Genomic DNA, 24,959 nt, shown 5'->3' with positions numbered 1-24,959 from the left:
AATGTCCAAACTCCTATGGCCTCTGACCGTCACCGTCACCATTCTTGTTGCGGCGGGAGGTACTTACTACATCGTCCAGCAGTGGGCAGAGCCTCCTATTTCGACTCCACCGACCACCGTCGATCCGCCTACAGAGAGCAAGGCTGCCTCCCGCGACGAGGACCTTCGTCGAAAGAAGTTGGAAAGCATCGGGAACACCCGAGACTTAAAACCCGTTCCGATCCCCCTGGGCAATGCAAAGTAGTGAGGCCGCTGTGGGATTTTTCGCTCAATTCTTCGCTTGGCTGAACATACAAGTCGCTGACTATGTCAGTACGAACACGATTCGCGTGGCCGCCGCAATAGAGCCCGCAGCCGTCACCCTGGCCACGATCTACGTGATGATGTGGGGCTTCCTATGCCTGACAGGTCGGGTACAAGAACCCATCTGGGAAGGCATCAGGCGAATCGTGGTGATTGGCCTCATCCTTGGCTTCGGCCTTCGACTGTGGAGCTACCACGAGATCATCACGAACACCTTCTTCACAGCGCCTGATCAGTTGGCCGCGGCAGTCATAGGCGCACCATCGATTGTCGGAGTGATTGATCAAGTCTGGCTAGACGGAACCGCGATTGCCGAACATCTGCTCAAGAAAGGAAGCGTCCTAGACAGCGACTTCGCCTTCTATGCAGCGGGGTTCCTCGTTTATCTGCTTGTCGGTTTGTCCGTCGTGGTGACAGCCTTCATGTTGGCCCTATCCAAGGTTGCCATCGCCGTCCTTCTTGCTCTCGGTCCGGTGTTCATCGTCATGCTCTTCTTTGATGCAACTAAGCGATTCTTTGAATCGTGGGTTGCGCAGCTCGCAAACTATGCGTTCATCGGAATCCTGACGCTCTTCACCTCCGCCCTCTTGCTGTCGGTGCTACGCGCCTATGCGTCAAATGCCGCTACGTCGGGAACTGGCATCACCATTGCGGAAAGTGCGAGAGTTTGCCTAGCGGCAGCCCTTGTGTTCTTGGTCATGAGGCAGGTAATGCCGATCGCTTCAGGGCTCGCAAGCGGTGTTGCTCTCAGCACCTATGGCACCGTAAGTGGCGTGATCGGCTGGGGCATGGGCGGCGCCCGTCGCTCCACCTACGAGTTCGGCCGCGGCGTACTCGACGGACTCCGCCGCGACCCTGGCAGCAAATGGGACTCACTGCGCCGGTTGGCCGGCAATCGCCTCGGCGCAGGCGTCTCAAACACATGGGATCGGATCGGCGGTTCCAGGCGTGGCGGCACGGTAGTGCCTCGGGAGCAGGTGATGCCCAATCCGAACACCCTGCGCTAGAGAAGTGGAGGACAAGATGAGGCTGGTCCCTCTGATTCTCTCGATCATCACGCTGCTCTCGTCATGCGGAACGCGGCCCCCGTTGCCGCCCGAGTGCGAAGGAGACTTGAGCCCGATCAACGCCCAGGCCGATGCATCCATGCGAGGAGCGATTCATGAATCGCGGGCCAACCCTTGATCGATACCTGCAGGAGGCCCAGAGCTGGGAGATCGATCGCGCACGTCGCGCGGCTCGATCCTCAAAGCTGGCGTGGACCGTCGCGGCCATTGCCTCCGTCATCGCATTGCTGGCCGTCGCCGCGGTTGCCGGTCTCACGCCCCTGAAGCAGCCGATACCCGTCGTCATTCGCGTCGACAGCAGCAGCGGCATCGTCGATGTGGTTCCGCCCTACGAGGGCACCACGGACATCGAGCAGGTCGTGACCCGCAACCTTCTGTCGAACCATGTGATCGCCCGCGAGCGGTACTTCTACGGAACGGCCGAGGCCGACTACGAACTGGTCGCTGCACAGAACTCCCCGCGTCTGAATCAGGAATGGGCCGCGCTCTGGAACACCAACAACCCGCTCTCACCCCTCAATCTCTTCAAGGACGGAACGACCGTTCGCACGCAGATCCGCTCGGTGACCTTCCTCAAGCTCGAGAGCGGCCGGGACAAGCTCGCCCAGGTCCGCTTCAGTCGCTTCACCCGCCCGGGAGCTACGGGGGAAGAGCAGGCCAGCCACTGGGTATCGACCATCGAGTTCGCCTACACGCAGCCCTCCAAGGACGACAAGATCCGGTCACTCAATCCGCTGGGTTTTCGCGTCGTGGAGTATCGGCGCGAGCCGGAGGTGGCGACGGGCGTGCTTCCCGGCGGCAAGGGAGACACGCGATGAGCCGGGCCCTGACGACCCTCTTCATCGGCGCCTTGACGGCGATGGCGGTCCTTTCGCCAAACGTCGAGGCTGGCACGGTACCACCGGCGGGTACCGTCGATGCGCGCATTCGCGTCGTTGCCTACAACCCGGACGACGTGGTCGAGTTACAAGGCTACGTGGGATTCCAAATCCACATGCAGTGGGCCGAGGGAGAGGAGTTCGTGAACCTCGGGTCCGGCGACAACGGCGCCTTCGACGTGGGCGCCGAGCGCAATCACTTCTTCATCAAGCCGAAGGAGGCCCATGCGACAACGAACCTGACGGTGCTCACCAATCGCCGTGCCTACCACTTCGACTATGTCGTCTCGGCGACCGCACCCACGGGCAAGGCGGCACGTCGCATGGTCTATTCCATCCGTTTCACCTATCCGGAAGAAGACGCCCGGGCCGCGGCCGCCGAGCGCGAGCGGCTCTTGACAGAGGCTCGCATGAAGAATGAAGTCGCCGAGCGCCCGCGCAACAGCGACTACTGGTTCTGCGGCAGCACCACCCTCAAGCCGATGAGCGCCTACGACGACGGCGTGCAGACCCGGCTTCGCTTCCAGACGCGGTCCGAGTTCCCCGCCATGTTCGTCCAGAACGACGACGGCTCCGAATCGCTGCTCAATTTCAACATCGAGGACGACGAGGTCGTGATCCACCGGATCGCTCGACGCTTCGTGCTCCGACGCGGCAAGCTGGTCGGTTGCGTGGTGAACCAGTCGTTTGCCGGCGGCGGAGCGCTCAGCCGCTCGAACACCACCGTGCCCGGCGTAGCGCGCACCACGCCAGGAGCCGCGCCATGAACGGGAAGGATCGCCTCCAACGCAAGCCGGATGACCTCGGCAACCGCGATCGCCAGCCGCAAGACCAGCCACCGACCGTCGACCAAGACACCGGGGAGATCCTGTCCGGTCACGGCGAGCAAGGGGGATCCGACGAATCCTCGCCCGGGAATGCGCAGGCCCACACGGTGCAGGGCGAGCGCGCCATCCCCTCGGTGAACCGTGAGCGCTCGATCCAGTCGCGCGTGAGCAGCAGCCTTGCACTGGGCACCATCGTCCTTCTCGGGGCCGGCTTCCTGTTCTGGTACTACAACACCCAGTATTCCCGCACCAAGGACGCCGAGGAATCCACCCGAAAGGCAGCCGCAGCTCGCGCGGCCGGCGAAATGAAGGTGCCGCCGCTGGGCCGCATCGATCCCCCGATCGCCCGGTCGGCGACGAAGGCCGGCACGCCATCGCCGGCGTTGCCACCTCCGCCTCCGCCTGCCACCTCGAGCAGTGGCGGTCCGCCGGACAAGACCCCCGAGCAGTTGGCGCTCGAGCGCCAGCTTGGCATCCCGGTCCTTCGCCGCGCGCAGACGACCTCCGCAACTGGAGCGGCCAACACGCCCGCAGCTGGAGCCTTCGCCGCTGCGCCGCAGATGCCGGGGATCTCGCCAATGGCCACGGCACCGGGCATGACCCCCGGAATGGCCCAGCTGCTCGGTTCCCTCCAGGCGCCGACAACCTCTCCGTCTGGAGGCGGTGGAACCCTGGCGGCGATGCTGAAGCCGACCCCGACGCCGGCCGTGACCGCGCAGCTGCTGCCGACCCGCCGCATGCTACTCCCCAAGGGCGCGTTCATCGATTGCACGCTCGAGACCGCGATCGATTCCACCTACGAAGGCATGACGACCTGCATCGGCGCCAGCGACATCTATGGCGCCGACGGCAAGGTGGTGCTGCTGGAGCGCGGAACGAAGTTCGTCGGCGAGCAGCGCGGCGAGCCTCGCCAGGGACAGGGGCGTGTCTTCGTGGTGTGGAACGAGGCGCGCACGCCCACGGGCGTCGTCGTTCAGCTTGCGTCCCCCGGCACGGACGAGCTCGGACGCAACGGCCTGCCCGGCTTTGTCGATACCCACTTCTGGCAGCGCTTCGGCGCCGCGATCCTCTTGTCCGTGATCGACGGCACCATGCAGGCGATCGTCGCCAATCAGCAGAGCGGCACCAACGTCGGCAGTGGCGGCGGCGTGGTGCTCGGCCCGCAGGGCAGCCGCGACGTGATCGCCGAGGTGCTTCGCAACACCATGTCGATTCCGCCGACTGTGATCAAGAACCAGGGCGAGCGCATCCAGATCCTAGTTGCGCGCGATGTCGATTTCAGGGCCGTCTATGCACTCCGCAGCGATCCAGACCGCCCCTGACACGGTCCTTCCCGAGATCGCCACTCCCGCTTTCTCGAGGCGTGCGGGCCGGGGTGAGCCTGTCCACGACGAGCCGTCGTCACTGGCACTCTTCCTCGGACCGTTGTGCGCCCTCCTCGACAATGCGGAAGTCACCGAGATCTGCATCAACCAACCCGGCAGCGCCTTCGTCGAGCGCCAGACCGGATGGACCCGCGAGCCGCTGCCCTTCGCGACCTTCGATTGGTGCATGTCGATCGCCAAGCTGGTGGCCAATTTCACGCGTCAGCGCATTTCGGCGAGCGAGCCGCTGCTGTCGGCCACTCTCCCCGGCGGCGAGCGCATCCAGATCGTGCTGCCGCCAGCTACCGAAGACCACACCGTCTCGATCACGATCCGACGCCCGTCGAACGTGCTTTGGAGCCTGGAGGAGCTCGACGGGCTGGGCATGTTCGAGTCGACTCGAAGCGTCCCGGTTGCCTGTTGTCCCGTCGCAACCGGCACGGTTCCCTCGCCGGAAGATCGCGAGCTCATGCAACTGCTGGGCGAGCGGCAGATCGTCCGCTTCCTGCGCCGCGCCGTGCAGCTGCGCAGGAACATCCTGCTGTCCGGTGCCACTGGATCCGGCAAGACGACACTGAGCAAGGCACTGATCCTTGAGGTGCCGCCGGAGGAGCGCCTGGTCACGATCGAGGACGTCAAGGAGCTGTCGCTGCGCAATCAGCCGAATCACGTCCGGCTGTTCTATTCGCAGGGTGCCCAGGGGCAGGCGGCCATCACGCCGGGGCAACTCCTCGCGAGCGCCAAGCGGCAGCGGCCCGACCGCATCTTCGTTTCGGAACTGCGCACCGGCGACGAGGTGTACGACTACCTGGTGTCCGTCAACACCGGCCACCCGGGCTCGATCACGAGCGTACATGCGGACAGCGCCCAGATGGCCTTCGTGGCGCTCGCGCAGCTCATGAAGCGCAGCGACGCGGGTCAGGGCATGAGCACCCGCGAGGGGGTCGAACTGGCGCAGCTGAGCATCGATGTGGTGGTGCAGTGCGCGCGCGACCGCCAGCGGCGCATGGTGACGGAGATCTGGCATGACCCTGGAACCAAGCTCAGAGGCCTTGCGTAGCCCGTTGAAAGTGACGGTCGCGCTGCTGTGCGCGGCGGTGGTCGGCCTGTACCTGGCCGGCTACTTCTTCCTGATGGCCGTGAAGCTGCCGCCCCATCAGGCCACGCCGCTGACCGCCTGGCGCTACTGGCAGGGCTACGGCGAACGGCCCGACATCCGGCGCGCGCTGATCATGGCGTTGGCCGGTGGCCAGGGGCTTGCGTTCGGTGTGGTCGGCTTCGCGATGCTGTCGCGCCGCCGACCCCTGCATGGCGACGCACGGTTCGCGACGAAGCGGGAGATCGCGAGAGCCGGACTGCTCGGCGAGCACGGCATCATCCTCGGGCGCCTCGGCAACCGCTACCTGGTGCTGCCGGGCCAGCAGGGTGTCGAACTGGAGGCGCCACCGCGCAGCGGCAAGGGCGTCGGCCTGGTGATCCCCAACCTGCTGAACTGGCCGGGTTCCACCATCGTCAGTGACATCAAGGGCGAAAACTTCATGCGTACGGCCGGCTACCGCGCGGCGCATGGCCAGGAGGTGCATTTGTTCGATCCGTTGTCGGAGCGCGAACGATCCGCGCGCTGGAATCCGTTGGGCTACGTCTCGAGCGTGCCCTACCGCTGCATCGACGACCTGCAGCGCATCGGCACGATGCTCTTTCCGGACCCGCACGCAGGCGACCCGTTCTGGACCTCCTCCGCACGCTCGCTGTTTCTCGGGATCGCGCTGTACCTGTTCGAGACCGAGGGCGCGACCCGCACCCTGGGGGAGGTTTTGCGCCAGGGCATGGCGAGCGACGACGAAGGCTTCCAGAAGCACTGGAAGCGCGTGATCGATGCCTGCGAACGTGCCGGCTACCCGCTTTCCCAGGAAACGGTGCAGAGCCTCTACGACGTCATCGACCTGGCGCCGACCACCGCCTCGAGCATCCGCAAGACCTTCACGAGCCGGCTCGACCTCTGGCTCAACCCGATGATCGACGCGGCGACGTCTGCCAATGACTTCGACCTGCGCGAACTGCGCAAGCGCCCGATCTCGATCTACGTCCAGATCAACCCGGACAACATCGCGCGACTGCAGCCACTCCTGAACCTCTTCTTCCAGCAGGCGATCGGCCTGCAGACGCGCGAGCTCCCGGAAAACAACCCGGCGCTCAAACTCCAGCTGCTGCTCATGCTGGACGAGTTCCCGGCGCTCGGGCGCATTCCGGTGATCGCCGAGTCCACCGCCTTCCTGCCGGGCTACAACGTGCGCACCGTGATCATCGTGCAGTCGAACTCGCAGCTGATCGAGAAGTATGGGATCGAAGGGGCGAAATCGATCCGCAAGATGCTGGCCGCGCGCATCGTCTTTCCGCCGAAGGAGTTCGACGATGCCGAGGCGGTGTCGCGCGAACTCGGCACCTGCACGGTCCGGCAGAAGAACATCAGCCGCCCCATGTGGGGCGGCGCCGGCAAGTCGCCGACCGTGAGCATCAGCGAGCAGCCGCGGCGGCTCCTGCTGCCGCAGGAGGTCAAGGAGCTGGGGACGAACCGGATGATCCTCTTCTACGAGGGCCTTCGCCCAGTGCTCGCGCACCGCGTCTACTATTTTCGCGACCGCTTCTTCGCCAAGCGGGAACGCCCGCCGCCCGAAGTGCCCCTGCTCGACATCGCGAGCGTCACGCGACTGCGGATGGCGCCAGGCCCCCGCCCCCCTCGCCCTGCCCACCCAGGCGCCCACGACGCTGCCAAGGAGGTTCCCGACATGCAAGTCGATCCGACACGCCTCGAAGACCTGGACCTCGAGGATTTCTCCCTGGATTTCGACGATGTCGAGATCCCGAAGGGACCGATGACCGACGCCGAGATCAAGGCCGCAGCCGACAGCTTCATCTCGAAGCTGCTCGACTGACGACGGCCGCAGGAGACCCCCATGGCCCACGATCCGACTGATCCCACCCCTCCGGCAAACTCCAGCCACCACGTCGTCGGCGATCCGGACGGCGGGGCTGGCATGGTGGACGAGCAGCCCCCGCGGCCCGGCGCCGCATCGAACCGCGTCGTGCCGGACGCCGTGGTCCGGCGCTTCCTGCGCATCGACGACCGTTATTTCTTTCCCGATCGCACGCTGGCTTTCGTTGACCAAGGCACGCGGCTCAAGGTGCGCACGCACAACCTCGAGGTGATCCATAGCGTGGTGGCGATCATGCAGGCGCGAGGCTGGCAGGTGGTTCAGCTGAAGGGCACCGAGGCGTTCCGGCGCGCGGTGTGGCGCGAAGCGAGCTTGCTGGACATCGAGGTGCGGGGCTACGCGCCGACGGATCTCGAAAGCCAGCAGTTGCAGCGGGCCCGGGACCGCAGGCCGCCAGGGACAGACGGCGCGGAACGAGGCGGGGAACGAATCACCGAACGCGGCCCAACCGCGACCGAACGGTCCCCTTCCGGACTGCAAGCGCGCGAGATCCGCTCGACGCCCGACGGGCTTCGCCCGCCGGTCACCGGCGAGCTGCTCGCCCACGCAGCGGCGCCTTACCACTTCGATCCGAGTGAGCGCATGTCGTACTACGCGCGCGTGCGGACCCCGGCCGGCGAACGCACGTTCTGGGGCGCGGACCTCGAACGCGCCTTGGCCGAATCCCGTTCGGGTGTACGGGTTGGCGACCAAGTGAGCCTGCGGCAGCAGGGCGGCCGATCCGTGACGGTCCGGGTCGCGCGGCGCAATGAGGCCGGTGAGTTGGTCGGTGAGACAAGGAAGGCCGCGCAGCGCATGGGCTGGACGGTCGAGAAGACGGACTACGTCAGAGCCCTCAGCCGAAAGGCCGAAGTCGTGCGCCAGGGCCAGATGGCCGCGAGTGCCGTGCTGGCCCAGTATCCGGACCTCGCAGGCGCCATGCTGGGCCTGAGACTGGCGCGGCAGTTTGCGCGCCGGCTGACGCAGCGCCCCGACGATCAGCGAAGGGTGGTCGAGGCGATCCGTCACAGCCTCGCCGACGCCGTGGAGCGAGGCGAACGCATCGGCATGCCGCCACCGCGCACGCTGCATGCCCCGGTGCAAGCGCGCGGCCGCACGCCCCCCCGCAGGGACGAACCCGAGCCCACACGCGAATGAAGCGACGCAACCCTGTGGATGACCATGACCGACCACTCGTCCCCTTCGCGCCGTCGACATGTCGCCAGCCGGCTGCTCACTCTGGCAGCGGCCCTTGCGATCGGCAGCGGCCTGCCGCTGGCATCGGCGGAGCGGACGCCATCCCTGCAGATCGAGGCCTTCGCAGCATTCACACCGGGACAGGCGCTCCCCCTGGTGCTCGACACGATCAGCGGCGCGCGATCATCGATCTTCGTAGCTGCCTACGCCTTCACGAGCCGACCGGTCGCTGTCGCACTGCGCGACGCCGCGCGCGCGGGCGTGAAGGTGGTCGTCATCGTGGACGCTGGCGAGGCGACCAAGGACTATTCGGCCGCGCGGTTTCTGGCCAACGAGCGTGTGCCCGTCCGCCTCAATGCGCGCTACGCGCTCCAGCACAACAAGTTCATGGTGGTCGATGGCGCCACCGTGCAGACCGGAAGCTTCAACTACACCGCCTCGGCCGCCAGGCGCAACGCCGAGAACGTGCTGGTGCTTCGGAACGCGCCCGCTATCGCGGCGCAGTACACGACCGAATGGCAGCGTCTCTGGCACGAGGGCACGGACCTGCCCCCGGCCTACTGACCTGAACCTGGCATGCGCGTGACGGTCCGATCATGCTGACCCGCAGCACATCGACCCGCGCGCACCCCCACAAGGCACGCTTCGTGGTCGCCGACGGCAGTCTGGAAGGCCTGAAGTGGCTCGCGCTCATCCTGATGGTGCTCGACCACGTCAACAAGTATCTGTGGGACCAGCGCCTCGTCTTCCTGTTTGACCTCGGCCGGATGGTCATGCCCTTGTTCGGCTTCGTGCTGATGTACAACCTCGCGCGCTCTGGCGCCTGGGCGGCGGGAGTGCACCGCAGAGTGATGTGGCGGCTTCTCGCCTTCGGCGCAGTGGCGACGCCTGCCTACGTGGCGCTTGTCGGCGGGTGGCCGCTGAACATTCTCTGGACGCTGCTCGCGGCAACCGCCCTCGTGGCGCTGCGCGAGGGCGGGGGCCGGACCCGCACGGCGTTGGCAATCGGCTTGTTCATCCTCGCGGGGGCGGTGGTCGAGTTCTGGTGGTTCGGATTGCTGAGCTGCATCGGCGCCTGGGCCTTCTGCCGGCGGCCGACGGCGTTGCGGTTTGCTCTTTGGGCGGCCGCGATCGCATCGCTGGGGGTGGTGAACCGCAACCTCGCGGCGCTCGCCGGCCTGCCGCTCATCTGGGCGGCCGCGCAGGTGGCCCTTCCCGTGAGGCGCTGCCGGTGGCTCTTCTATGCCTTCTACCCCGCCCACCTGAGCGTCATCTGGCTCGTCAAGCAGCTGGCCTGAGCCTCGCTGCCCGTGGTCCGGCCCACGTCAGGGCCGAAAAAGCGCCGAGCCCCCGGGGTACGCCTCCCGCGGCCTGCTATAACTCGCGTCGCCATGGAAAGCCCGATCATCCGATTCCGAATCGACCGCGCGATCGCGAAGGAAGCGTATCGGATGGCGGCCGAGGTCGGCATGGAATTGCCGGACGTGATGCGCATGATGCTGACCAAGGCGGTCCGCCTGCGCAGCTTCTCGATCGACCAGGATCGGGACGCGCCCTCTCGATCTGCGGCAATCCCGCCCGTGGAGGACTACGAACCGCGCTACTGGGACCCGCTGAATGCCTCGCTGGACGCGGAGTTGGCGTTGGCCTTGCTGCACCGGACGATCGCCGATCTGACGACGTCGCTCGACGAAGGTCTGGCCCTGGCAGTTCCCGACGTCCGGCGACTCGAGCGAATACGCGACGAACGCGACGCCGCCTGCAAGCTGCTCGCCGATTTCGACCCGATGAGCGCCACCGACGTCGCACGGATTCTGGCGAGGTACGGTCCTCCTGCCCATCCCACCGTTTCGGGGGCCGCCGAATGACGCGAACGGGCCATCTTTCCGCGTCCGAGCGAGACCGTCTTTACGAGCGCAGGGTCCGACCCGACCTGTTCGCGGGCATCCCCGCGTCCCCCCAGCCGGTCGCGATGTTCGTCGCCGGGCAACCTGGGGCCGGCGTATCGGTGGCCGCAGCCCTGCTGCGGCGCGAGTTGCTCAAGACCGCAGGCCCGGCCATCCATCTCTCGATCGAGCGTCTGACGGCCTACCACCCGGCCAGCCATGCAGACAGCGCCGTCGATTTCCCTGCCATCCAGCCCAACATCGTGCATTGGTTGGGTCGCGCCGTCGAGGACGCGAGAGCGCAGCGCTTGCACATGGTCATCGAGGACGAGCTGGAGGATGCGAGGTCGATTCCGAGGCTGGCGGCCGCGTTGCGCAAGGACGCGTACGCGGTGCAGGCCGTATTCGTCAGCACCCATCCCGACCTGAGTCGCATCGCGTTGATGGCGCGCTACGACCGGTGGCGATCCCGCGGCTTGCCGGCGCCTTTCATTTCAGCCGCGGCGCACGACGCGGCGCTCGCCAACGTCCGCCATGTGATGGGGCATCTGGAGGATCGCCGGGCCGTGGATGGCCTGCGCATCATCGATCCCCGGGGCGCCCAGTTCTACGAGAACCGATTGACGCAAGGCGAATGGCTTCGCACCACGCGTGCCCAGGTCACGCTGGACGCAGAGCGTGATCGCACGCCGGCGCCGAGGGAACTCGTGCAGACCGCCATGCGGTGGGAGACCTTGGTGCGGCGCCTGGTCCAGGACCCCGTAGTGCCTCGCGACGTGGCGAGCGAGGTGCTGCGATGGCGCGATGCGGCAGTGGCGCGATGCGAAGCAGTTCCTGCGGCCGCCCAGATGCTGCAATGGGCGCGCGAGGGCGCCGCCTTCCGGGCCATGGAACGCAACGAGTTCGTGAAGGAATTTCCCCACCATGCACGGGCCGTGCAATCCCTGGGCCTGGCGATGCTCGAGTCTGAAAAATACCAGGACTACGAGGCGACGCGCCTGGTGCTCCATGCCCGGGAGAACATCGCCCAGCGCATTGAACGCGGCGACATGGCGCGGATCGCGGCGAAAGAAAAGCCGACGGATCCCCCTACGCGCTAGCTGAACCCAAGGCCGCCTCGAGGGGCTCTCCACGCCTTGCCACCAACGCATCCATCAGCGACATGTCGGGTATTTATCGAGACGACGACGGCCCGGCGGGCACTGTGGCGATTCGCATCGCGATCGAAGATGTCGGCGGAGCCAAACAATCTTGCCGTTGGGTGTCGGTTGCAGCGCCATGCCCCGGATCTCCACCATCTCGCGATCTTCGCCGGATCCAAGTCATGCGCCCCTGCACGAAGGGATCAATGTTTGAAACCCGATTCTCGCTGCGCGCGAATTGCCAATATGAAGACCGTCTCAACCTCGGCCAAGTAGCGATACAACGCGACATAGCCTCTAGCACCCCTGCCGATGACCAATTCCCGTTTTCCGTCTTTCACCGGTCTGCCGATTTGAGGACTATGCGCAAGCACTTGGATGGCCTCGATGATTTCCTCGATCCGCTTAGCGATGTCCACCGCGTCGAACTGCGCCATGTGATCCAAGAAGCGATCAAGGTCGTCAAGAACTTCGGGAGCAAGCTCGATTCGAGCCATGACTCGATCAGCGCGAAGGCTGTCGCGCTGACGGCCGGCGCGCTTTCTTGCCGCTAGCGCGGGCCTGCAAATATTCCTTCGCATCCGTCCAGGCCACCGATTTTCCAGTCCGCTTCAAAGCAACCCACCGCTCGTCGGCAATCCGATGCAACTCGTCGTCCGTCTCGATGCGCTCCACCGTCTCGGATAGCGCATCCAGAATAAAGGCATGTGACGACTTTCCGGCTCGCTCGGCAGCCGCCGCGATGCGAGCTTTCAGGGCATCTTCCATTCGGATCGTGGTCGTAGACATGGGCAACTTTCCTGGACCTTCTGAGCGAACCCCAATGTAGCACATTTGTACCACACGAGCCATCGACACCCACCTTCCTCCTTGTGTTGGCAGGCGCTGACGACGCGGTTCAAATTGAACAGATGGTGAGGTGCGCTCTGCAATGACGAAGCGGTGTGCGCCGGAACTGCTCACATCAGGTTCCCCGCCGATGGCCGATTCGCCGGTGTCAAGCGATATCAGCAACTGACCCCACATCGACTTCGAGCCGCCAGCTATTCGAGAGCTGCCGTTGCGGCCTCTGGATACAGGTTGGGGAACAGAATATTGAGCGAAGACATCGGGAACCCGATGCTCAGTTCCGACCGGTGGCCATCGCTCTTCAGCAGCCCGTCGGCCAAGAAGCGCGACACGACCTTGCGAGCTGTGCGCTCTTCAAGGCCGGTCATCCTGATGAAGTGGCCCCGCGAGACCGAACCCGTTGTTGCGACCGTCTGAAGCGGAAAGATGGCCTCTTCCCGGTACTCGGCGATTCCGTCCGTAATCCCGCGCACGAGCACGTAGGCGCGAATGCGATCCTTTAGCTTCGGAAGATCAAGCATGGTGGTCATGAACGTGACCTGGTCCTCGCACAGCTCGATGAAATAGCGGCACCACTCCCAGAGCATCTTCTGGCTGAGGTTTCCACGGCCATCGAGATCACCCTGCCGCGCACTGTCCGCGTTGTCGAGCATTTCGTAGTAGACCTCGCGCKGGCGCGCCMGCGCCCGATTGGGGGACCAGAGGCCACCGCTGAGAGGGAACAGGGCGCAGTGGCTCTGTAACCGGACAGCACGCCCGTTCCCGTCCTCGAACGGATGAGTCCACGCCATGCGGTGGTGGGCGGACGCAATCGTATAGAGAACCGCATCGACGCCCTTGAGCCGGCCATATCGCTCATCCATCTTCGCCAGGAACTGGGGTAGCGACTGCCAGGTCGGAGGTTGATGCCGGCCGACTGCGACGTCGTGCTTGCGAAGCTCCCCCGGCACAACGATGCGTCCATCGTCCGTGCGCCGGTCGTCTTCCGAAAGCCTGCCGTACAAGGCCGTGTGTGCCTTCAGAAGAAAATCGCTGCTGAGGGCTGCCGCCTCCGTCGACACGAGGTGCTCGAGTTCCTGTTCCGCTTCGATGTGCGCAACGGCCACCCGCTGGCGCAGGGCCACGTCGGGCTTTTCGGAAAAGTCGTGCCTGAGCGCGCGCTCGATGTTTGCCGGGTGCGTGCCCTGCCCCTCGATGCTGTTCGAGTAGTACGAGTTCATCGAGCGCACGATCGCCCGCAGGGCATCCCGTGCTTGAGGGCTTGCCGAGGCTCGCAGTTGTGCGGATTTCTCGAAGACGCGGCGGGTTGCTTCAATCAGCCCGTCCAAGTTCTGCGCCGGCAACAGCGGCTCGAACTGATGGGGCTGGTCATAGACCGCGATCGCCTTGGGTTTTTCTGACATGATTTCCGGTTGTGTTTCCGTTATTTTCCATGAAAACCTTATGAATAACAATGGTTTAGAGAAGCCACACCCAATCGATATTCCGGTTCGATTTCTGGTTTTCTTGCCGGCTCGATTGCCCGTTCAGACTCAACCGCGGGGAGAAGCGGTAGCTTCACGCGGCATCGGTCAACAGCCGCCCAGCGTGTGCATCGCCGGGTGATCAGCCGCGGTGAATGTTGTTGCCGCTGTGACCGCAATCCGGGATCGCGCCGGGCCCACCGGGTACATGGCCGTCACGCCGCCCAAGCCGCAGTTCGATGCGACCCCCAAGCCGCTCGCGTGTGGGAGCACTTCCCGCTGTCCGAATTCGCGTTGCCGGTGCGTCCATTGGCCGCGCGCTGGCACGACAACAGCCTCGCCGTTCAGCGGCTTCGCTCACTCCGAGCGGGACCCCGCGCATGGCGCTGTGCCTTCAGGCGTGCCAACAAGCCCTGTACCAAGTGCTCGCGGTCGGCGACAGCCGTCGGCAGTTTCTGCATGAAGCGCTCTACTTGACCCGCCAGATCGGCAAGCCCTTGGCGTCGCAGCGTCTCGGCCGTCGCTCCCCAACCATCCAGGACCTCGGATCGCGTCGCCAGCAGCTTGGCCTTGCCATCCTCCGAAACCACTCGACCTGCCTGCAGGTCTTTGCCAATACCCAGTAGCCGACGCCGCATGAAGCTGGAGTCCTGGGCCGGTCGACCACCAGCGAACCGATCCGTGCTCGCTGCCTGGGTTGTTCTCAAGTCGCGAAGCCGATGATGGATCGGATCCTTCAGGCCCTTTCGAGTCCCCCGCAACTGGCGCGGGGTCGCGTTGGCCGCCACGCCCTCCTCTAGCATCAACGCCGCGAACTGCTCGCGCCACGAGCGCAGCGTCTCCTTGCGCACATACAGGCGCCGACCTGGCTCGAACTCGTGCTCGCACTTGACGACGAGATGCACATGCGGATGGGCCTGGTCCGTATGCAGAACCATGGCATACCGATACTGAAGCGCAAAGTTCTCACGCGCGAAATGCCTTGCGGCCGCCAAGACCTTCTTCGGCGGTGTGCCAGCCGGCATCGACAGGACGATGTTGTGGACCAGCTTGGAGCGCGTGTCCTTCTCGCCATCCTTCGGCTTCGGTCTGTGCTCGCTTCGGCACAGGTCGAGTTGCCAGTCGCCGACAAGTTGCTCGGCGGCGCCGCGACCGCGCATTGCGACGCCATCATCGGTCTCGATGTCGAGCTTCCCGTGGCGGTCAATGTATTTCAGGTGGGCTCGGGCGCCTCCTGTATCGCGCGCGCCGCCGGACACCTTCACCATCACCTCGGGCGTGCGGCTGACCGTTCGCTTCACTTGCTCGACCTGGTCAACGCTCAGCGAAGCGGGTGCACTGGGTCCCCGTCGGCCGTAGCTGACGATGTCGAACTCCATCCCCGCGGTGCGAGGCAAGGTGACGATGTGCCTAGGCATGGCCGGCCTCCCAACTCTTGAGGTTCGCGCGGACAACGTCGGAGACCCCCGCGCGAACGCTCTCGACGGCCCGACCGACATCGACCAGCAGCTCCGCGAAATCCGCGGTGCAATCGGATTGGCATGGGGACTGCGAAGCCATGGCGCGGAGCTGGCGTCCCATGGATCCCAGAAGGCCAGCCGCACAGCGCAACTCATCCAGTTCCTGCGGTGGCATCACCGGCGTTCCGCGGACATGGGTTCGAACGAGCATCGACAAGTAGCTCGCGGTCTTCATCCGACGGCTTGCAGCCCGCGCATCGACGAGAGCCCGGTCGCCCGGCCGCAAGCGAAGCGTCAGGCGGTCGATGGCGGGACCTTCATCTGCGATGCGAAACAGCGTCGCTCGAACGTCGTGTTCTGGGTTGTCGGCAACCACTTGCTCGATGAGCAACGCGAGCAGCGCCGATTCGGTGACTCCGCGACCTGCCGCAAGAGCAGCGAAACGAGCCTTCGTTTCGCTCGAGGTGCGGGTGCCGACAACGGCGGTTCGGTTCGCGCTGGCCATGGTGAACGATGGAACGTTAACAATGTCTGACGCCAGTCTATCCTGCCCTCAAAGCCAAACAAGGCCTCAGCGTTCGACATGCCGAACATCTACCTCGCTCCTTACAGCGTTAAGCTTGGAGGCACTCAATGGGCAAATCTGGGACCCGTTCGGCATGCCGAACAACGATGACCCGCCTGAACGCATGCGAACGTTCTCACGATGCCTCGAAGCAGCGCATCTCGATGTGTTCGGCACGCCGAACACCGTGTGCGTGTCCCGTCCAGGAAGCCGATGCGGCGTCGATTGTTGCCGGCGTGTTCGGCACGCCGAACATCGTCGACGACGAAACTTCATCGGACTGCGACATGCTTCACGAGTGCGCTTCGCGGCTTCGATTCGAAGCTGAGGCCGCAGCGCTCGACGCCGATAAGCTGCGTCCATGATCACAGAGGACCATCCAGAACTCGCCGCCGGCGCAGCCAACGCGGCGCACCATGAACGACCCTGTGCGGGCCACACGCACTCGTCGCGATCCGCGTGATCGGCATCAGGCTGCGGCTCACGGGCCCCGACGGCCGCGCCTATGTGCCCGGAAAACCCATCGATGTGTTCGACGGCGAAGCCTTGATCGGACGCGTGCAGTCGGTGACGCTGAGTTCCGACGGAACCGAGGTGCTGGTCGAGAACTTCATGACCGTCGACTTCGAGGGTTTTCGGGCCGGCGCATTGCCACGGCTCGTGCTGGCCGAAGTGGTGAATTTCATCGCCGAGCGTCATCCATCCGTCCACATGATCGGCATCGAACTGAGCCGGGACGTTCCCGAATTCGTGGGTCGGGAGGCGTCGCTCGCCTCATATCGATCCGAGATCCTGCAGAGCATCGGCGTACGGAATATCCGGGTATCACCGAAGCCTCAGGGCGGAAGGATCGGCTGTCTGGCCGTGACGGGCATCTGGCACTACGACGGCGCCAGTGTGGCCGCCCTCGCCGCAGCGTTGCGAACGCAGCGCGCCGCCTACCGCGACGCCAAGCCCGCGATTCCATCGAAGCCGCGAAGCCGACTGGACCGACTGCTGCGCAGGAAGCCCTGAACCGTGTCTGCGCCGAACAGGCAGCCTCGCAGTGCCTCGCTCGACGGTGCGAAGCCGGGCTCGCTGTTCGGCATGCCGAACGTCGGCGACGAGGGAGCCCGCCAGCGGTCGCCGACGGGCCTGCCCGAGAAGCGGGATCAACCCGCCCGACCCTTCTTCGCCCTTCCCTCCCGAGCACGCTCGGCGCGTTCGAAGGCGACGCGCTGCTTGACTGCCGCGTAGTAGCACCAGGCCACATCGACGGTCTCTCGCGATCGCAGGCCTTTCGCACGAAGCTCGATCACGCCGCCCACGATCGTCACCATCACCGCGCGAAGCCCACGCTCGCGCACCAACGCCGAAGTCTCCCGGGTCACCGGCTTGACGGATTTCGTGGCCATCATTCGCTCCAGCGGGCAGCGAGACGACGGGCGATCTCGACGTGACGTTCGGCCTTCGTCAGGTGCTCGGCGATCTCGCGCAGGTCGGCATCGGGCGCGTGCCGCTCGCGGGTCTGTTCGATGCCGAGCACGGCCAGTTGCAGCAGCTCTTCGCACTCGCGCGTTCGCCGGCACAGACAGTGTCCTTCGAATCGACTCAGCGGCGCGCGGGAGGCTGCCTCGGTGGCAGCTCCGGCCGTTTCAGGGGTGGGCTTGCGCGTTGCCATGGCGACGTTCCTCCGCGGTGGGACCCGACGTACGCGCGGGTCCAGGGTGTGCAGGGTCATCGAGTGGCACGGGCGTGGGGGCCTGAAGCTCCCGATGCGAGCGTCCGGCCGGAGGGCCGGCTGGAACCTGGTTTGAAAGCCCGTGGGTCGGGTGGGCGTGCCGGCATCGGAATGAACCACGATGACGACGGCGGCCCCGGTGAGGCAGACCACTGCGGTGGCCCACAAAGTGAGTGAAGTCCGGATGTTCATGAAGGGCTCCTGGGGGAAAGGATGGAAGCCGCATGCCCCTCGGAGGACGAGGCCTCCGAACCGGGGCAGCGGGCAGAGGCAGGTCACGCGTGGTCGGGGCCTTCGCCGTTCACGGGCGCATGGACGATCCGCAGCGGACTCGGCAGCCAGCGTGTGCCTTCGAGTTGTCGGGCGCAGTAGGCGGTGAGTTCGGCCTTCTTCATCTTGGCGACGGTGTGGGTCGCGTCGACACCCGTGGCCTCCTTGACGGCCTCGAGCGCCTTGGCCTTGCTGACACTGGACAGGTAGGTCGTCGGGGTCGGGAGCCACCAGTCGGCCATGTCGATGCCGAGCGCCTTGACGATCGCATCGCTCTGGTCGCGCGAGCGTTCGCGGCCCGCCACCGCGTCGATGCTGCGCGCGGTGCAATAGGCCAGCAGGTCGAGCAGCATCTCGCGGTCTTGCCCGAGCAGCCAGTCGAACATCGCCTCCGGGTTGCCCGGCAGCCGGTCGCCCCACTGCGTCTCGGCTGGGCCGAGGATCGCGCAGGCCGGGGAGTTCTCGTAGCCGGTCGCGATCTGCGCGAGGCTGTAGTCGCTGGTCAGGCGAACACTGACCTTCACCACATCGTTGCCCCGTCCGTACTGGCCGAAGACGGTCTCGGCCATCCGGTGGACAAGCGTGACCAGCGCGACCTGCGGGTTCTGGGTCAGTGCGGCCTGAATGGCAGCGGTGCGGTGGGCGGTCAGGTCGCGCATGAGCTTCTCGCTGAACTCGGGGCGCTTGCGCGTGTCCTCCGTGGCCCCCTCGTCCCTGCCTTCTACCGTGCCGCTCCTCGACAAAGAGTCGGGGCCGCCAGCACCCGGCCCTGCGCCCGCCTTCCGGTCCTCGGGTCGGATCAAGCCGCGGTGGACAGTCACCCGTCCGGCGTGGTCGATGCGAAGCAACGCGCCGGTGCGCGCCATCTGTTCAGGCGTCCACGCACGCAAGGTCGCACGCGCGGTGTCGAGCCGGTCGTCCAGGTCGTCCATGGCGGTGGACAGGCGCTGTTCCTCGGCCGCGTAGTTGTCGGCGTCCGGGTCCCCTCCGTCCTCGTTCCTGTCGTAGGCCTGGGCCAGACGGTCGCGCTCGGCTTCCATCGCCTCGATGGCTTGCGCTTCCTCCGGTGTCGGTTCGCGCTCGGCCTGCGCCTCGCTGCCATAGCTGCGCAGCGCGAGGTGGTCGCCCTCGGTCAGGCAATCGGCCCAGCCCCAGCCTTCGGCGCGCACCTCCTCGGCCAGGGCGAGCAGCTTCTCCATCGCCAGGATCTGCAAGAGGGTGGAATCGTCCAGGTAGACGCTCCTCGCATCGTCGTCATCGGCAAAGAGGTCACGCCGCACCCGACCGCCCCGGGCCTCGTAGGCTTCAATGCCAACGAACCGGGCCAATCGACTGTCCCCCGCGCACGACTGTTCGGTGAGCAAGCGCCGGATCGTCCATGCATCGCGGTCGTAGGCCGGCAGGCCATCCCAGACGGCTTCCTGTGCCGCATGGTCCTCTGTCAGCGCGAGCGCCTGCAACTGGTCCGGCTCGATCTCGTCGGTGCGGTACATCGCGAGGAACCGGGGGGCAAGGCGGGCGAGCTTCAGGCGGCGCTCGACCGTCAGCACGCTCACCCCGAAGCGGCCCGCGACCTGCGCGACCGTGAGACCTTCCTCGACCAGTGTGCGGAAAGCCTCCATCTCGTCGGCGGGATGCATCGCTTCGCGCCCCGAGTTTTCGGCGAGCGACACCTCGGCGGCGCGGGCGTCGTCGTAGAGCCTGCACTCCACGGGCTGCGAGGCGTTCCACCGGCCCTCGGCGACGAGCTGGTGCATGGCGCGCAACCGGCGGCCGCCGGCCACCACCGCGAAGCCCCCATCCGCCTGCGCGACCACCGCGAGGCGGTGCAGCAGCCCCTGCGACTCGATGAGAGCGGCAAGCTGGGCGATGCCGTCCTCGTGGAACACCCGCCGCACGTTGGCGGGGCTGAGCACGAGTTGATTCAGCGGCACCAGCACGTCGCGGGCAGCAGGTGAAGGCGCGGCGACAGGGGCGGCGGCCTTCATGGACGCCTTGGTGGGCGCTTTCGGCTTCGCTAGCTGGCGGGTTTCTGAAGCCTTGGGCCTCCTCGGGGCCTTCGCCCCGTTGAGCTTGCGCGCGGTCGTGCCTCCGGCGGTGTCCTGGACAGCGGCAGCGGGATTGGCAGCGATATGGGCAGCAGCAGTCATGTCGGTTCCTTTGCAGTTGAAGTTGAAGGGATGCCGGGCTTCTAGATCTGGAGCCCTTCGATGAAGGGGTGCGGTGTGCATCGGTCTCCTGCCCGGAGCTGTCCGCCGTTCTCCTGAGTCTTTCGCCCGGTGAACGGCAGCGACGGCGGGGACGGGGGAGCAAGGGGGAAGGTTTGTAAGGCGCAGCCTTATGAAAACCCCCTTGCAGGCGAAGCCGGTCCCCCGGCCCCGCGGGCGCAGAGTCACCGGACAAGGCGAAAGACGCAGGAGAACGGCAGCACGGCCCGAGGCCGACGCGCACCTCAACCGCCGCGCGGCGAGCGCCTCCACCTGCCGCAGGCAGTCTGATCAGGGAGGTTCAAGGGACGCAGTCCCGCGCGCCAGGGATGCGCAAGGCGGCCGCAGGCCGTCCCCGAAGGGGATGAGCGCGAAGGCGCGAACCTGGAGCAGCCCGACAGCGGCGAAGCCGGTGGGGCGCCCTGCATCCAAAGAGAACCTTCGAAGGAGGCTATCGAGGCATCGTCATGCGTGCCCATAGGATGGGCAAGGCGTGTGCCATGGAACTGTCGGACGTTCTGCGCATGATGCTCGCCCCCGCCGGCTCCTCCGGCCTTCGGCCTCCGCCCGCGCTTCGCGCTCCCACCCGGCATCCCCCACCCACCAGGGGCTACGCCCCTCGCGCTTTGCGCTCACGCCTAATCGGTCCCTCCAGAGGGGGCAGCCGCCTTGGCGCAGGTATCGCCGCAGGGTGTTGCGGCTGCACCCCAACGCGTTGACGATGCGCTTGGCGCCCCAGCCGAGCGACGCCAGTTCAAGCATCGCCTCCATGTCCTCCGGTGCCTGCATCGCCTGTCGAACACGTTGCCTTCCATCTTGGCCTCCTGCCATGAGCGGGGTCAATTCCTCATGTCGTCATGGGGGGGGCAGTCTGTCGTGTCGCCTGGCACCAGTGGCCGAAGCGCTTGGGCAGGCCGCGCCACTTGCATCCGTGCTCTGCAACATGAAGGAGCGCATTCAACACGTCCAAATTCGAGAGACTGACATTGCCGCGCCGCAAAGGCAGGCAGTGCTCGATCTGGGCGAATTGGGCTGGCGTGATCTCCATGCATGAAGGTATCTCCCGTCATCCATGGTCGACTCGATGGGCGACGCCCTGGCAAGTCGGCCACGCCTGCGCTGCCGCGGACCTGCATCGAAGCCCACGGGATTCGAGGACCGTGGTATCGGCGCGGTATGGGCGCGCAAAAAAGCCCGCACGCGGCGGGCTTTCCTTGGGGCGGTTGGATCAGGCGGAGGTGACCGCATGCTCGCGGGGCCGCACCTCTTTCTCGATCTGCTTCGCGGCCTCCTTCTCGGCCAGCTTGAGGTCGTAGACGCTTTGCATGTTGAGCCACCATTGCGCCGAGCCGCCGAAGTAGCGGGACAGGCGCAGGGCCATCAGGGGGGACACGCCACGGCGCTCGCGCACGATGTCGTTCATGGTCGCCGCTGCGACGTGCAGTTCCTTTGCGAGCGCACTGGCGCTCATCTTGAGGGGCTCCAGAAAGTCCGGAGCGTTTCGCCGGGATGAACCGGACGCATTCCATTCTTGAACATGGGCTCTTGCCTTTCTGCCCCAAGGGCGGTTCGCATCTTGGGAAGAATAGTTCGCCGGACGTTGGGCGCCGCCCTGCCTGCGCCAGTGCGGGTCGCAGATCTTCACGTTCTCAGGGCCGTCGCCGGTCCACTGCCAAGCGAGCCGCCACGGGTCGCTGATCCTGACGTGCCAGAAGTCATCGTGGAACTTCAGGACATTGCCAGGTGGCAAGCCCAATGGCTGCGGGTGCGGCTTGAGCGAAGGAAGCGCCGGCGGCGAATGCGAAACCTGCGGCGGCGAGAGCGATGAGAGTGCGTTTCATGAGCAAGACGAAGTGCGGATGGTTGTACGACCGGCCCGACGGGATACCGGAGCCGGTCAGGCGTTCAACGCGGCACATCGAAGACGGATGGCCGCCAGCGTGCGCCAGGACTGCTTTTGGGGGCACTTCGGCGTCCAGCATGCCGATCAGGACCGACCGGCTCAAAGGTGAGCCGGTCCATGGACGCTCGGGTCTCCTGGCACGCCAGTGCCAGGCGCCCGTTGGCCAGAAGCAGCTCGAACTGCTCGTCGGTGATGAAGGGATTGTTGGAAGCCATGGCGTTCTCCTGGAACGGTAGAGGGCGGATTGCCCGTGACCGTCCACGGCACGCCACCGCGCGGCGCTCAAGGTTCGAGACGGCCGCAGGCCGCCGGCGCCGCAGGCGCGCAGACCTTGATGGCGAGCACCGCGTGGCATCCTCACGGGAACAGCAAGCACGCCTCAACTCCTGTGCGCCGCCCCCCCGCCCGCCCGCCCTGCTCCTGCCAATACCCCGCCGCCAGCGCGGCGGGCACGCTGAATCTCTCGAACGAAGTGCGCTCGTCACACGCAATGACGAAGGGGCACGAGGCCCCCACGCGTCACAACAGTCCACGCTCCGCGAAAGACAGCGACTGCCCTCCCGCGACGATGAGGTGATCGACCACCCGCACGTCGATCATCGCCAGCGCGGTACCCAGCGCCTTCGTCAGCAACTCGTCCGCGCGCGACGGCTCGGTCGATCCACTCGGATGGTTGTGCGCCAGGATCAATGCGGCCGCGTTGTGCCGTAGCGCATGCTTCAGGATTTCGCGCGGATAGACGCTGGTCTGCGTCAGCGTGCCGCGGAACATCTCCTCGAACACGATCAGGGAGTGCCGGGCATCGAGGTAGAGCACCGCGAAGCTCTCGTGCGGCTGACCCGCGAAATGCAGCTTCAGGAAGTCAGCGACGGCCTTGGGCGAATCGAAGACCGAGCGGGCGGTCAGCTCCTCCACCAGCAGTTCCTGCGCAAGCTCGAGCCCCGTGACCAGACGCTGGCAGCCCGGCAGCTGCGACGCGCGCGCAAAGCCCGCAAGTCTGTGCAATGACCGATCGTGCGCCTCGTACATCGCCGGCGCCGTGTCCCCGATGAGAACCCGCAGGGCGTCGACGATGCGTTGCTGGCGGAAGGTATAGGAAGTCATCTTGTGCTCCAGGGAAGAGGCACAGGCGGGATTGCCTGCAACGCTGGGGAACCCCGTCGCAGCGCAGCGCTCAAGGCCGCCGCAGGCGCGCGGCCACGCGCCGAGCACGCGAAGCGCGCGCAGGGCCTTGAACGCGAGAACGGCGGGGTAGCGTGGGCGCACACAGGCAAACCCACCCACCCTCGCTATGGCAGAGATGAATGGCCTGGAGGGCTGCGAGACGCAGTCCCCGAAGGGGAAGAGCGCGACGGCGCGAACCTGGAGCAGCCCGACAGCGGCGAAGCCGGTGGAGCGCCCTGCCGGACCCGACGCCCACCCCGGCGAGGACGACGACCGCCGTTCCGGTGGCCCGACGCGACGAACCTGAAGCTTCGGGCCATCTCCACGTCGTCGGCGAAGGCGTCCGACGCGGCCGGGTATCGCTGCCGCCTTTGGCGCGCGCCGCGCTGGACCGCTATTTCATGCAGCGCGGCCTGCCGACAACACCCGCATCGATGGGATCCGGCCACCTGCTGTGGGACGGCATCTCCGGCGGGAACGCGATCAAGCAGGGATGACGCCCACGCGTGAACGTGGCGCGAACCGCCGCGGTCTGCGCATCATTCAGGCGGTGCCAGCCAGCCACTCGCGCGGCGTTCGCCAACCCGGCAACTGCTGGATGGGATGCAACGCCGCGCGAACGCGCGAACGCGCGAACGCGCGCAGGTGCCAGTACCCCGTCACCGAGAGGCTGAGCCCGCTTGGGGTGTGTCCGCAGTGGCACGCCGAGTACGGTGCATCTCAGCCTTCTGCGGGCCGTGGACCTGCACCACGGGATGGCACGCGACCTGAGAGGTCGACGCATGCGCATGCGGACGATCCAGGGCCTTCGTGATGCGGCCGACCGCCCAAGCAGGTGAATGGCTCGGCGCGCAGGCGGCACCATGACCATGACCATGACCATGACCATGACCTTGACCTTGACCTTGACCATGACCATGGCCGTGAGCGAGCGCGAGCGCGACGAACCTGAACGTCCCGGCGCGACGTGGCGCCGCGACATGCGCTGCCGGCGCCTCTTTCGGAGCGAGCGCGGTGCGGGGCCGCCCACGGCAAGCCACAGCGGCCCGGTGTCTCAGTTTCGCGTGGTGACGCTCACCATCAGGTAGCTCACGGGCTCCTCGAGGATCCGCTCGACGCCGTGGGGCGCACTGGTGTCGAACAAGAGCGAATCTCCCTGGCCGATCTCCAGCGCCTGGCCGCCATGGCGGTAGCAGATGCGACCCGACAGGATGTGGATGAACTGTCGCCCGGGGTGCAGGAACTCGACGAAGGGTCGCGCACCCGGCTTCAGGCGGACGACGTAGGGTTCGGCCAGCAGGTTGCCGGACAGCGAGTGGCCGAGCAGCTCATAGCGGAACCCTGCGGTCGCGCCGAGCCGGTTCACCACGATGCCTCGTCCGGCGGGCACGAAGGACAGCTCGGGCCGGGCGTTCTGATGACAGAAGAAGCGCGACGGCGGGACCTCCAGGGCCTGCGCCAACTGATGCAGGGTATCGATGGAGGGCGACACGAGTCCGCGCTCGATGCGCGAGAGCATGGACCGCGAGAGTCCGCAACGCCGAGCCAACTCGCCGCCCGAGAGTCCATGGGCGATCCGGAGGTTGCGCACCTCCTCGCCCAGACGATGCAGGGCCTCGCTCTTCGCGGGTGGCCCTGCACGAAGAGGCGCCCGCGCGAGCGAGGCGGGCAATCGGGGCTTTCGCGCGCTCGGCAGCGGCGATGGCGCAGCGCGCGCGCGCA

The 24,959-nt window shown here is 66.1% G+C and carries 28 protein-coding genes and 1 pseudogene; 16 read left to right on the top strand and 13 right to left on the bottom strand.

Annotated elements, in window-relative coordinates:
• Position 1: 1 nt before the first annotated feature.
• The 12 genes from AC1DYK_RS23650 (at position 2) to AC1DYK_RS23595 (ending at position 11,594) form a co-directional block, all read left to right on the top strand.
• Complete coding sequence (locus AC1DYK_RS23650) at positions 2 to 244, top strand: hypothetical protein (protein WP_478168511.1); 243 nt, start codon at positions 2 to 4, stop codon at positions 242 to 244.
• Positions 234 to 1,310 carry a TrbL/VirB6 family protein gene (locus AC1DYK_RS23645; protein WP_478168510.1) on the top strand — a complete coding sequence of 359 codons (1,077 nt, stop codon included), beginning with the start codon at positions 234 to 236 and terminating at the stop codon, positions 1,308 to 1,310. Before AC1DYK_RS23650 ends, AC1DYK_RS23645 begins: the two co-directional genes overlap by 11 nt.
• 155 nt (positions 1,311 to 1,465) lie before the next feature.
• On the top strand, positions 1,466 to 2,188 hold the full coding sequence (locus AC1DYK_RS23640) for a VirB8 family type IV secretion system protein (RefSeq protein ID WP_478088496.1): 723 nt from the start codon (positions 1,466 to 1,468) through the stop codon (positions 2,186 to 2,188).
• Complete coding sequence (locus AC1DYK_RS23635; RefSeq protein WP_478088494.1) at positions 2,185 to 3,015, top strand: TrbG/VirB9 family P-type conjugative transfer protein; 831 nt, start codon at positions 2,185 to 2,187, stop codon at positions 3,013 to 3,015. The genes AC1DYK_RS23640 and AC1DYK_RS23635 overlap by 4 nt, the downstream gene beginning before the upstream one ends.
• Entirely contained in the window at positions 3,012 to 4,397 is a 1,386-nt protein-coding gene (virB10, locus tag AC1DYK_RS23630; protein ID WP_478158574.1) for a type IV secretion system protein VirB10, read from the top strand. The genes AC1DYK_RS23635 and virB10 overlap by 4 nt, the downstream gene beginning before the upstream one ends.
• Positions 4,398 to 4,500: 103 nt before the next feature.
• A complete protein-coding gene (virB11, locus tag AC1DYK_RS23625) occupies positions 4,501 to 5,499 on the top strand; it encodes a P-type DNA transfer ATPase VirB11 (protein ID WP_478168509.1) in 999 nt (332 codons plus the stop codon).
• A complete protein-coding gene (locus tag AC1DYK_RS23620; RefSeq protein WP_478168508.1) occupies positions 5,465 to 7,372 on the top strand; it encodes a type IV secretory system conjugative DNA transfer family protein in 1,908 nt (635 codons plus the stop codon). Before virB11 ends, AC1DYK_RS23620 begins: the two co-directional genes overlap by 35 nt.
• Positions 7,373 to 7,393: 21 nt before the next feature.
• Positions 7,394 to 8,569, top strand: a complete 1,176-nt coding sequence (locus AC1DYK_RS23615; RefSeq protein WP_478158571.1) for an LPD7 domain-containing protein — start codon at positions 7,394 to 7,396, stop codon at positions 8,567 to 8,569.
• 24 nt (positions 8,570 to 8,593) lie between these two features.
• Entirely contained in the window at positions 8,594 to 9,172 is a 579-nt protein-coding gene (locus AC1DYK_RS23610; protein ID WP_478168507.1) for a phospholipase D family nuclease, read from the top strand.
• Between the two features lie 32 nt (positions 9,173 to 9,204).
• Positions 9,205 to 9,906 carry a TraX family protein gene (locus tag AC1DYK_RS23605; RefSeq protein ID WP_478168506.1) on the top strand — a complete coding sequence of 234 codons (702 nt, stop codon included), beginning with the start codon at positions 9,205 to 9,207 and terminating at the stop codon, positions 9,904 to 9,906.
• A gap of 93 nt (positions 9,907 to 9,999) precedes the next feature.
• Entirely contained in the window at positions 10,000 to 10,476 is a 477-nt protein-coding gene (locus tag AC1DYK_RS23600) for a hypothetical protein (RefSeq protein WP_478158570.1), read from the top strand.
• On the top strand, positions 10,473 to 11,594 hold the full coding sequence (locus AC1DYK_RS23595; protein ID WP_478168505.1) for a zeta toxin family protein: 1,122 nt from the start codon (positions 10,473 to 10,475) through the stop codon (positions 11,592 to 11,594). Before AC1DYK_RS23600 ends, AC1DYK_RS23595 begins: the two co-directional genes overlap by 4 nt.
• 245 nt (positions 11,595 to 11,839) lie before the next feature.
• Here AC1DYK_RS23595 and AC1DYK_RS23590 read toward each other — a convergent pair whose 3' ends face one another.
• The 5 genes from AC1DYK_RS23590 to AC1DYK_RS23570 form a co-directional block, all read right to left on the bottom strand.
• Entirely contained in the window at positions 11,840 to 12,133 is a 294-nt protein-coding gene (locus tag AC1DYK_RS23590) for a type II toxin-antitoxin system RelE/ParE family toxin (RefSeq protein ID WP_478088479.1), read from the bottom strand.
• 7 nt (positions 12,134 to 12,140) lie between these two features.
• The gene (locus AC1DYK_RS23585) at positions 12,141 to 12,425 is read right to left on the bottom strand and encodes a ribbon-helix-helix protein, CopG family (RefSeq protein ID WP_478088477.1); all 285 of its coding nucleotides are present in this window, start codon (positions 12,423 to 12,425) and stop codon (positions 12,141 to 12,143) included.
• 254 nt (positions 12,426 to 12,679) lie between these two features.
• Positions 12,680 to 13,888, bottom strand: a complete 1,209-nt coding sequence (locus AC1DYK_RS23580; protein ID WP_478168504.1) for a Fic family protein — start codon at positions 13,886 to 13,888, stop codon at positions 12,680 to 12,682.
• Positions 13,889 to 14,292: 404 nt separating this feature from the next.
• Positions 14,293 to 15,366: a relaxase/mobilization nuclease domain-containing protein gene (locus AC1DYK_RS23575; protein ID WP_478158568.1), complete on the bottom strand. Its 1,074-nt coding sequence runs from the start codon at positions 15,364 to 15,366 to the stop codon at positions 14,293 to 14,295.
• Positions 15,359 to 15,913, bottom strand: coding sequence for a hypothetical protein (locus AC1DYK_RS23570; RefSeq protein WP_478168503.1), 555 nt, complete (start codon positions 15,911 to 15,913; stop codon positions 15,359 to 15,361). Before AC1DYK_RS23570 ends, AC1DYK_RS23575 begins: the two co-directional genes overlap by 8 nt.
• Positions 15,914 to 16,080: 167 nt before the next feature.
• Here AC1DYK_RS23570 and AC1DYK_RS23565 point away from each other — a divergent pair, with 167 nt between their 5' ends.
• Positions 16,081 to 16,338: a hypothetical protein gene (locus AC1DYK_RS23565; protein ID WP_478168502.1), complete on the top strand. Its 258-nt coding sequence runs from the start codon at positions 16,081 to 16,083 to the stop codon at positions 16,336 to 16,338.
• Between the two features lie 163 nt (positions 16,339 to 16,501).
• Entirely contained in the window at positions 16,502 to 16,987 is a 486-nt protein-coding gene (locus tag AC1DYK_RS23560) for a hypothetical protein (protein ID WP_478088469.1), read from the top strand.
• A 137-nt stretch (positions 16,988 to 17,124) separates the two neighbouring features.
• On the opposite strand, the gene AC1DYK_RS23555 is transcribed toward AC1DYK_RS23560, so the two are convergent.
• From AC1DYK_RS23555 to radC, 7 genes and pseudogenes are all read right to left on the bottom strand, one after another.
• Positions 17,125 to 17,367: a hypothetical protein gene (locus tag AC1DYK_RS23555; protein ID WP_478088467.1), complete on the bottom strand. Its 243-nt coding sequence runs from the start codon at positions 17,365 to 17,367 to the stop codon at positions 17,125 to 17,127.
• Positions 17,367 to 17,633, bottom strand: coding sequence for a hypothetical protein (locus AC1DYK_RS23550; RefSeq protein WP_478168501.1), 267 nt, complete (start codon positions 17,631 to 17,633; stop codon positions 17,367 to 17,369). The genes AC1DYK_RS23555 and AC1DYK_RS23550 overlap by 1 nt, the downstream gene beginning before the upstream one ends.
• A 335-nt stretch (positions 17,634 to 17,968) precedes the next feature.
• The gene (locus AC1DYK_RS23545; protein WP_478168500.1) at positions 17,969 to 20,113 is read right to left on the bottom strand and encodes a ParB/RepB/Spo0J family partition protein; all 2,145 of its coding nucleotides are present in this window, start codon (positions 20,111 to 20,113) and stop codon (positions 17,969 to 17,971) included.
• A gap of 904 nt (positions 20,114 to 21,017) precedes the next feature.
• Positions 21,018 to 21,218, bottom strand: coding sequence for a transposase (locus tag AC1DYK_RS23540; RefSeq protein ID WP_478168499.1), 201 nt, complete (start codon positions 21,216 to 21,218; stop codon positions 21,018 to 21,020).
• A gap of 180 nt (positions 21,219 to 21,398) precedes the next feature.
• Positions 21,399 to 21,641 carry a HigA family addiction module antitoxin gene (locus AC1DYK_RS23535; protein ID WP_478168498.1) on the bottom strand — a complete coding sequence of 81 codons (243 nt, stop codon included), beginning with the start codon at positions 21,639 to 21,641 and terminating at the stop codon, positions 21,399 to 21,401.
• Between the two features lie 434 nt (positions 21,642 to 22,075).
• Positions 22,076 to 22,288, bottom strand: a complete 213-nt coding sequence (locus AC1DYK_RS23530; RefSeq protein ID WP_478168497.1) for a hypothetical protein — start codon at positions 22,286 to 22,288, stop codon at positions 22,076 to 22,078.
• 304 nt (positions 22,289 to 22,592) lie between these two features.
• Positions 22,593 to 23,024, bottom strand: a pseudogene (gene radC / locus AC1DYK_RS23525) (RadC family protein); the annotation flags it as partial.
• Positions 23,025 to 23,521: 497 nt separating this feature from the next.
• On the opposite strand from radC, the gene AC1DYK_RS23520 reads away from it, so the two are divergent.
• Positions 23,522 to 23,734 (top strand): hypothetical protein, encoded by a 213-nt coding sequence (locus AC1DYK_RS23520; RefSeq protein ID WP_478168496.1) that lies wholly within the window; start codon positions 23,522 to 23,524, stop codon positions 23,732 to 23,734.
• 366 nt (positions 23,735 to 24,100) lie between these two features.
• Entirely contained in the window at positions 24,101 to 24,325 is a 225-nt protein-coding gene (locus AC1DYK_RS23515; protein WP_478168495.1) for a hypothetical protein, read from the top strand.
• Here AC1DYK_RS23515 and AC1DYK_RS23510 read toward each other — a convergent pair.
• Positions 24,292 to 24,849 carry a helix-turn-helix domain-containing protein gene (locus tag AC1DYK_RS23510; RefSeq protein ID WP_478168518.1) on the bottom strand — a complete coding sequence of 186 codons (558 nt, stop codon included), beginning with the start codon at positions 24,847 to 24,849 and terminating at the stop codon, positions 24,292 to 24,294. The genes AC1DYK_RS23515 and AC1DYK_RS23510 overlap by 34 nt on opposite strands.
• Positions 24,850 to 24,959: the final 110 nt, after the last annotated feature.

The organism is Variovorax sp. P2_H12 (assembly GCF_056403395.1).
Note: the sequence above shows the minus strand (reverse complement) of the source record. Positions and strands in the feature narration are given on the sequence as shown.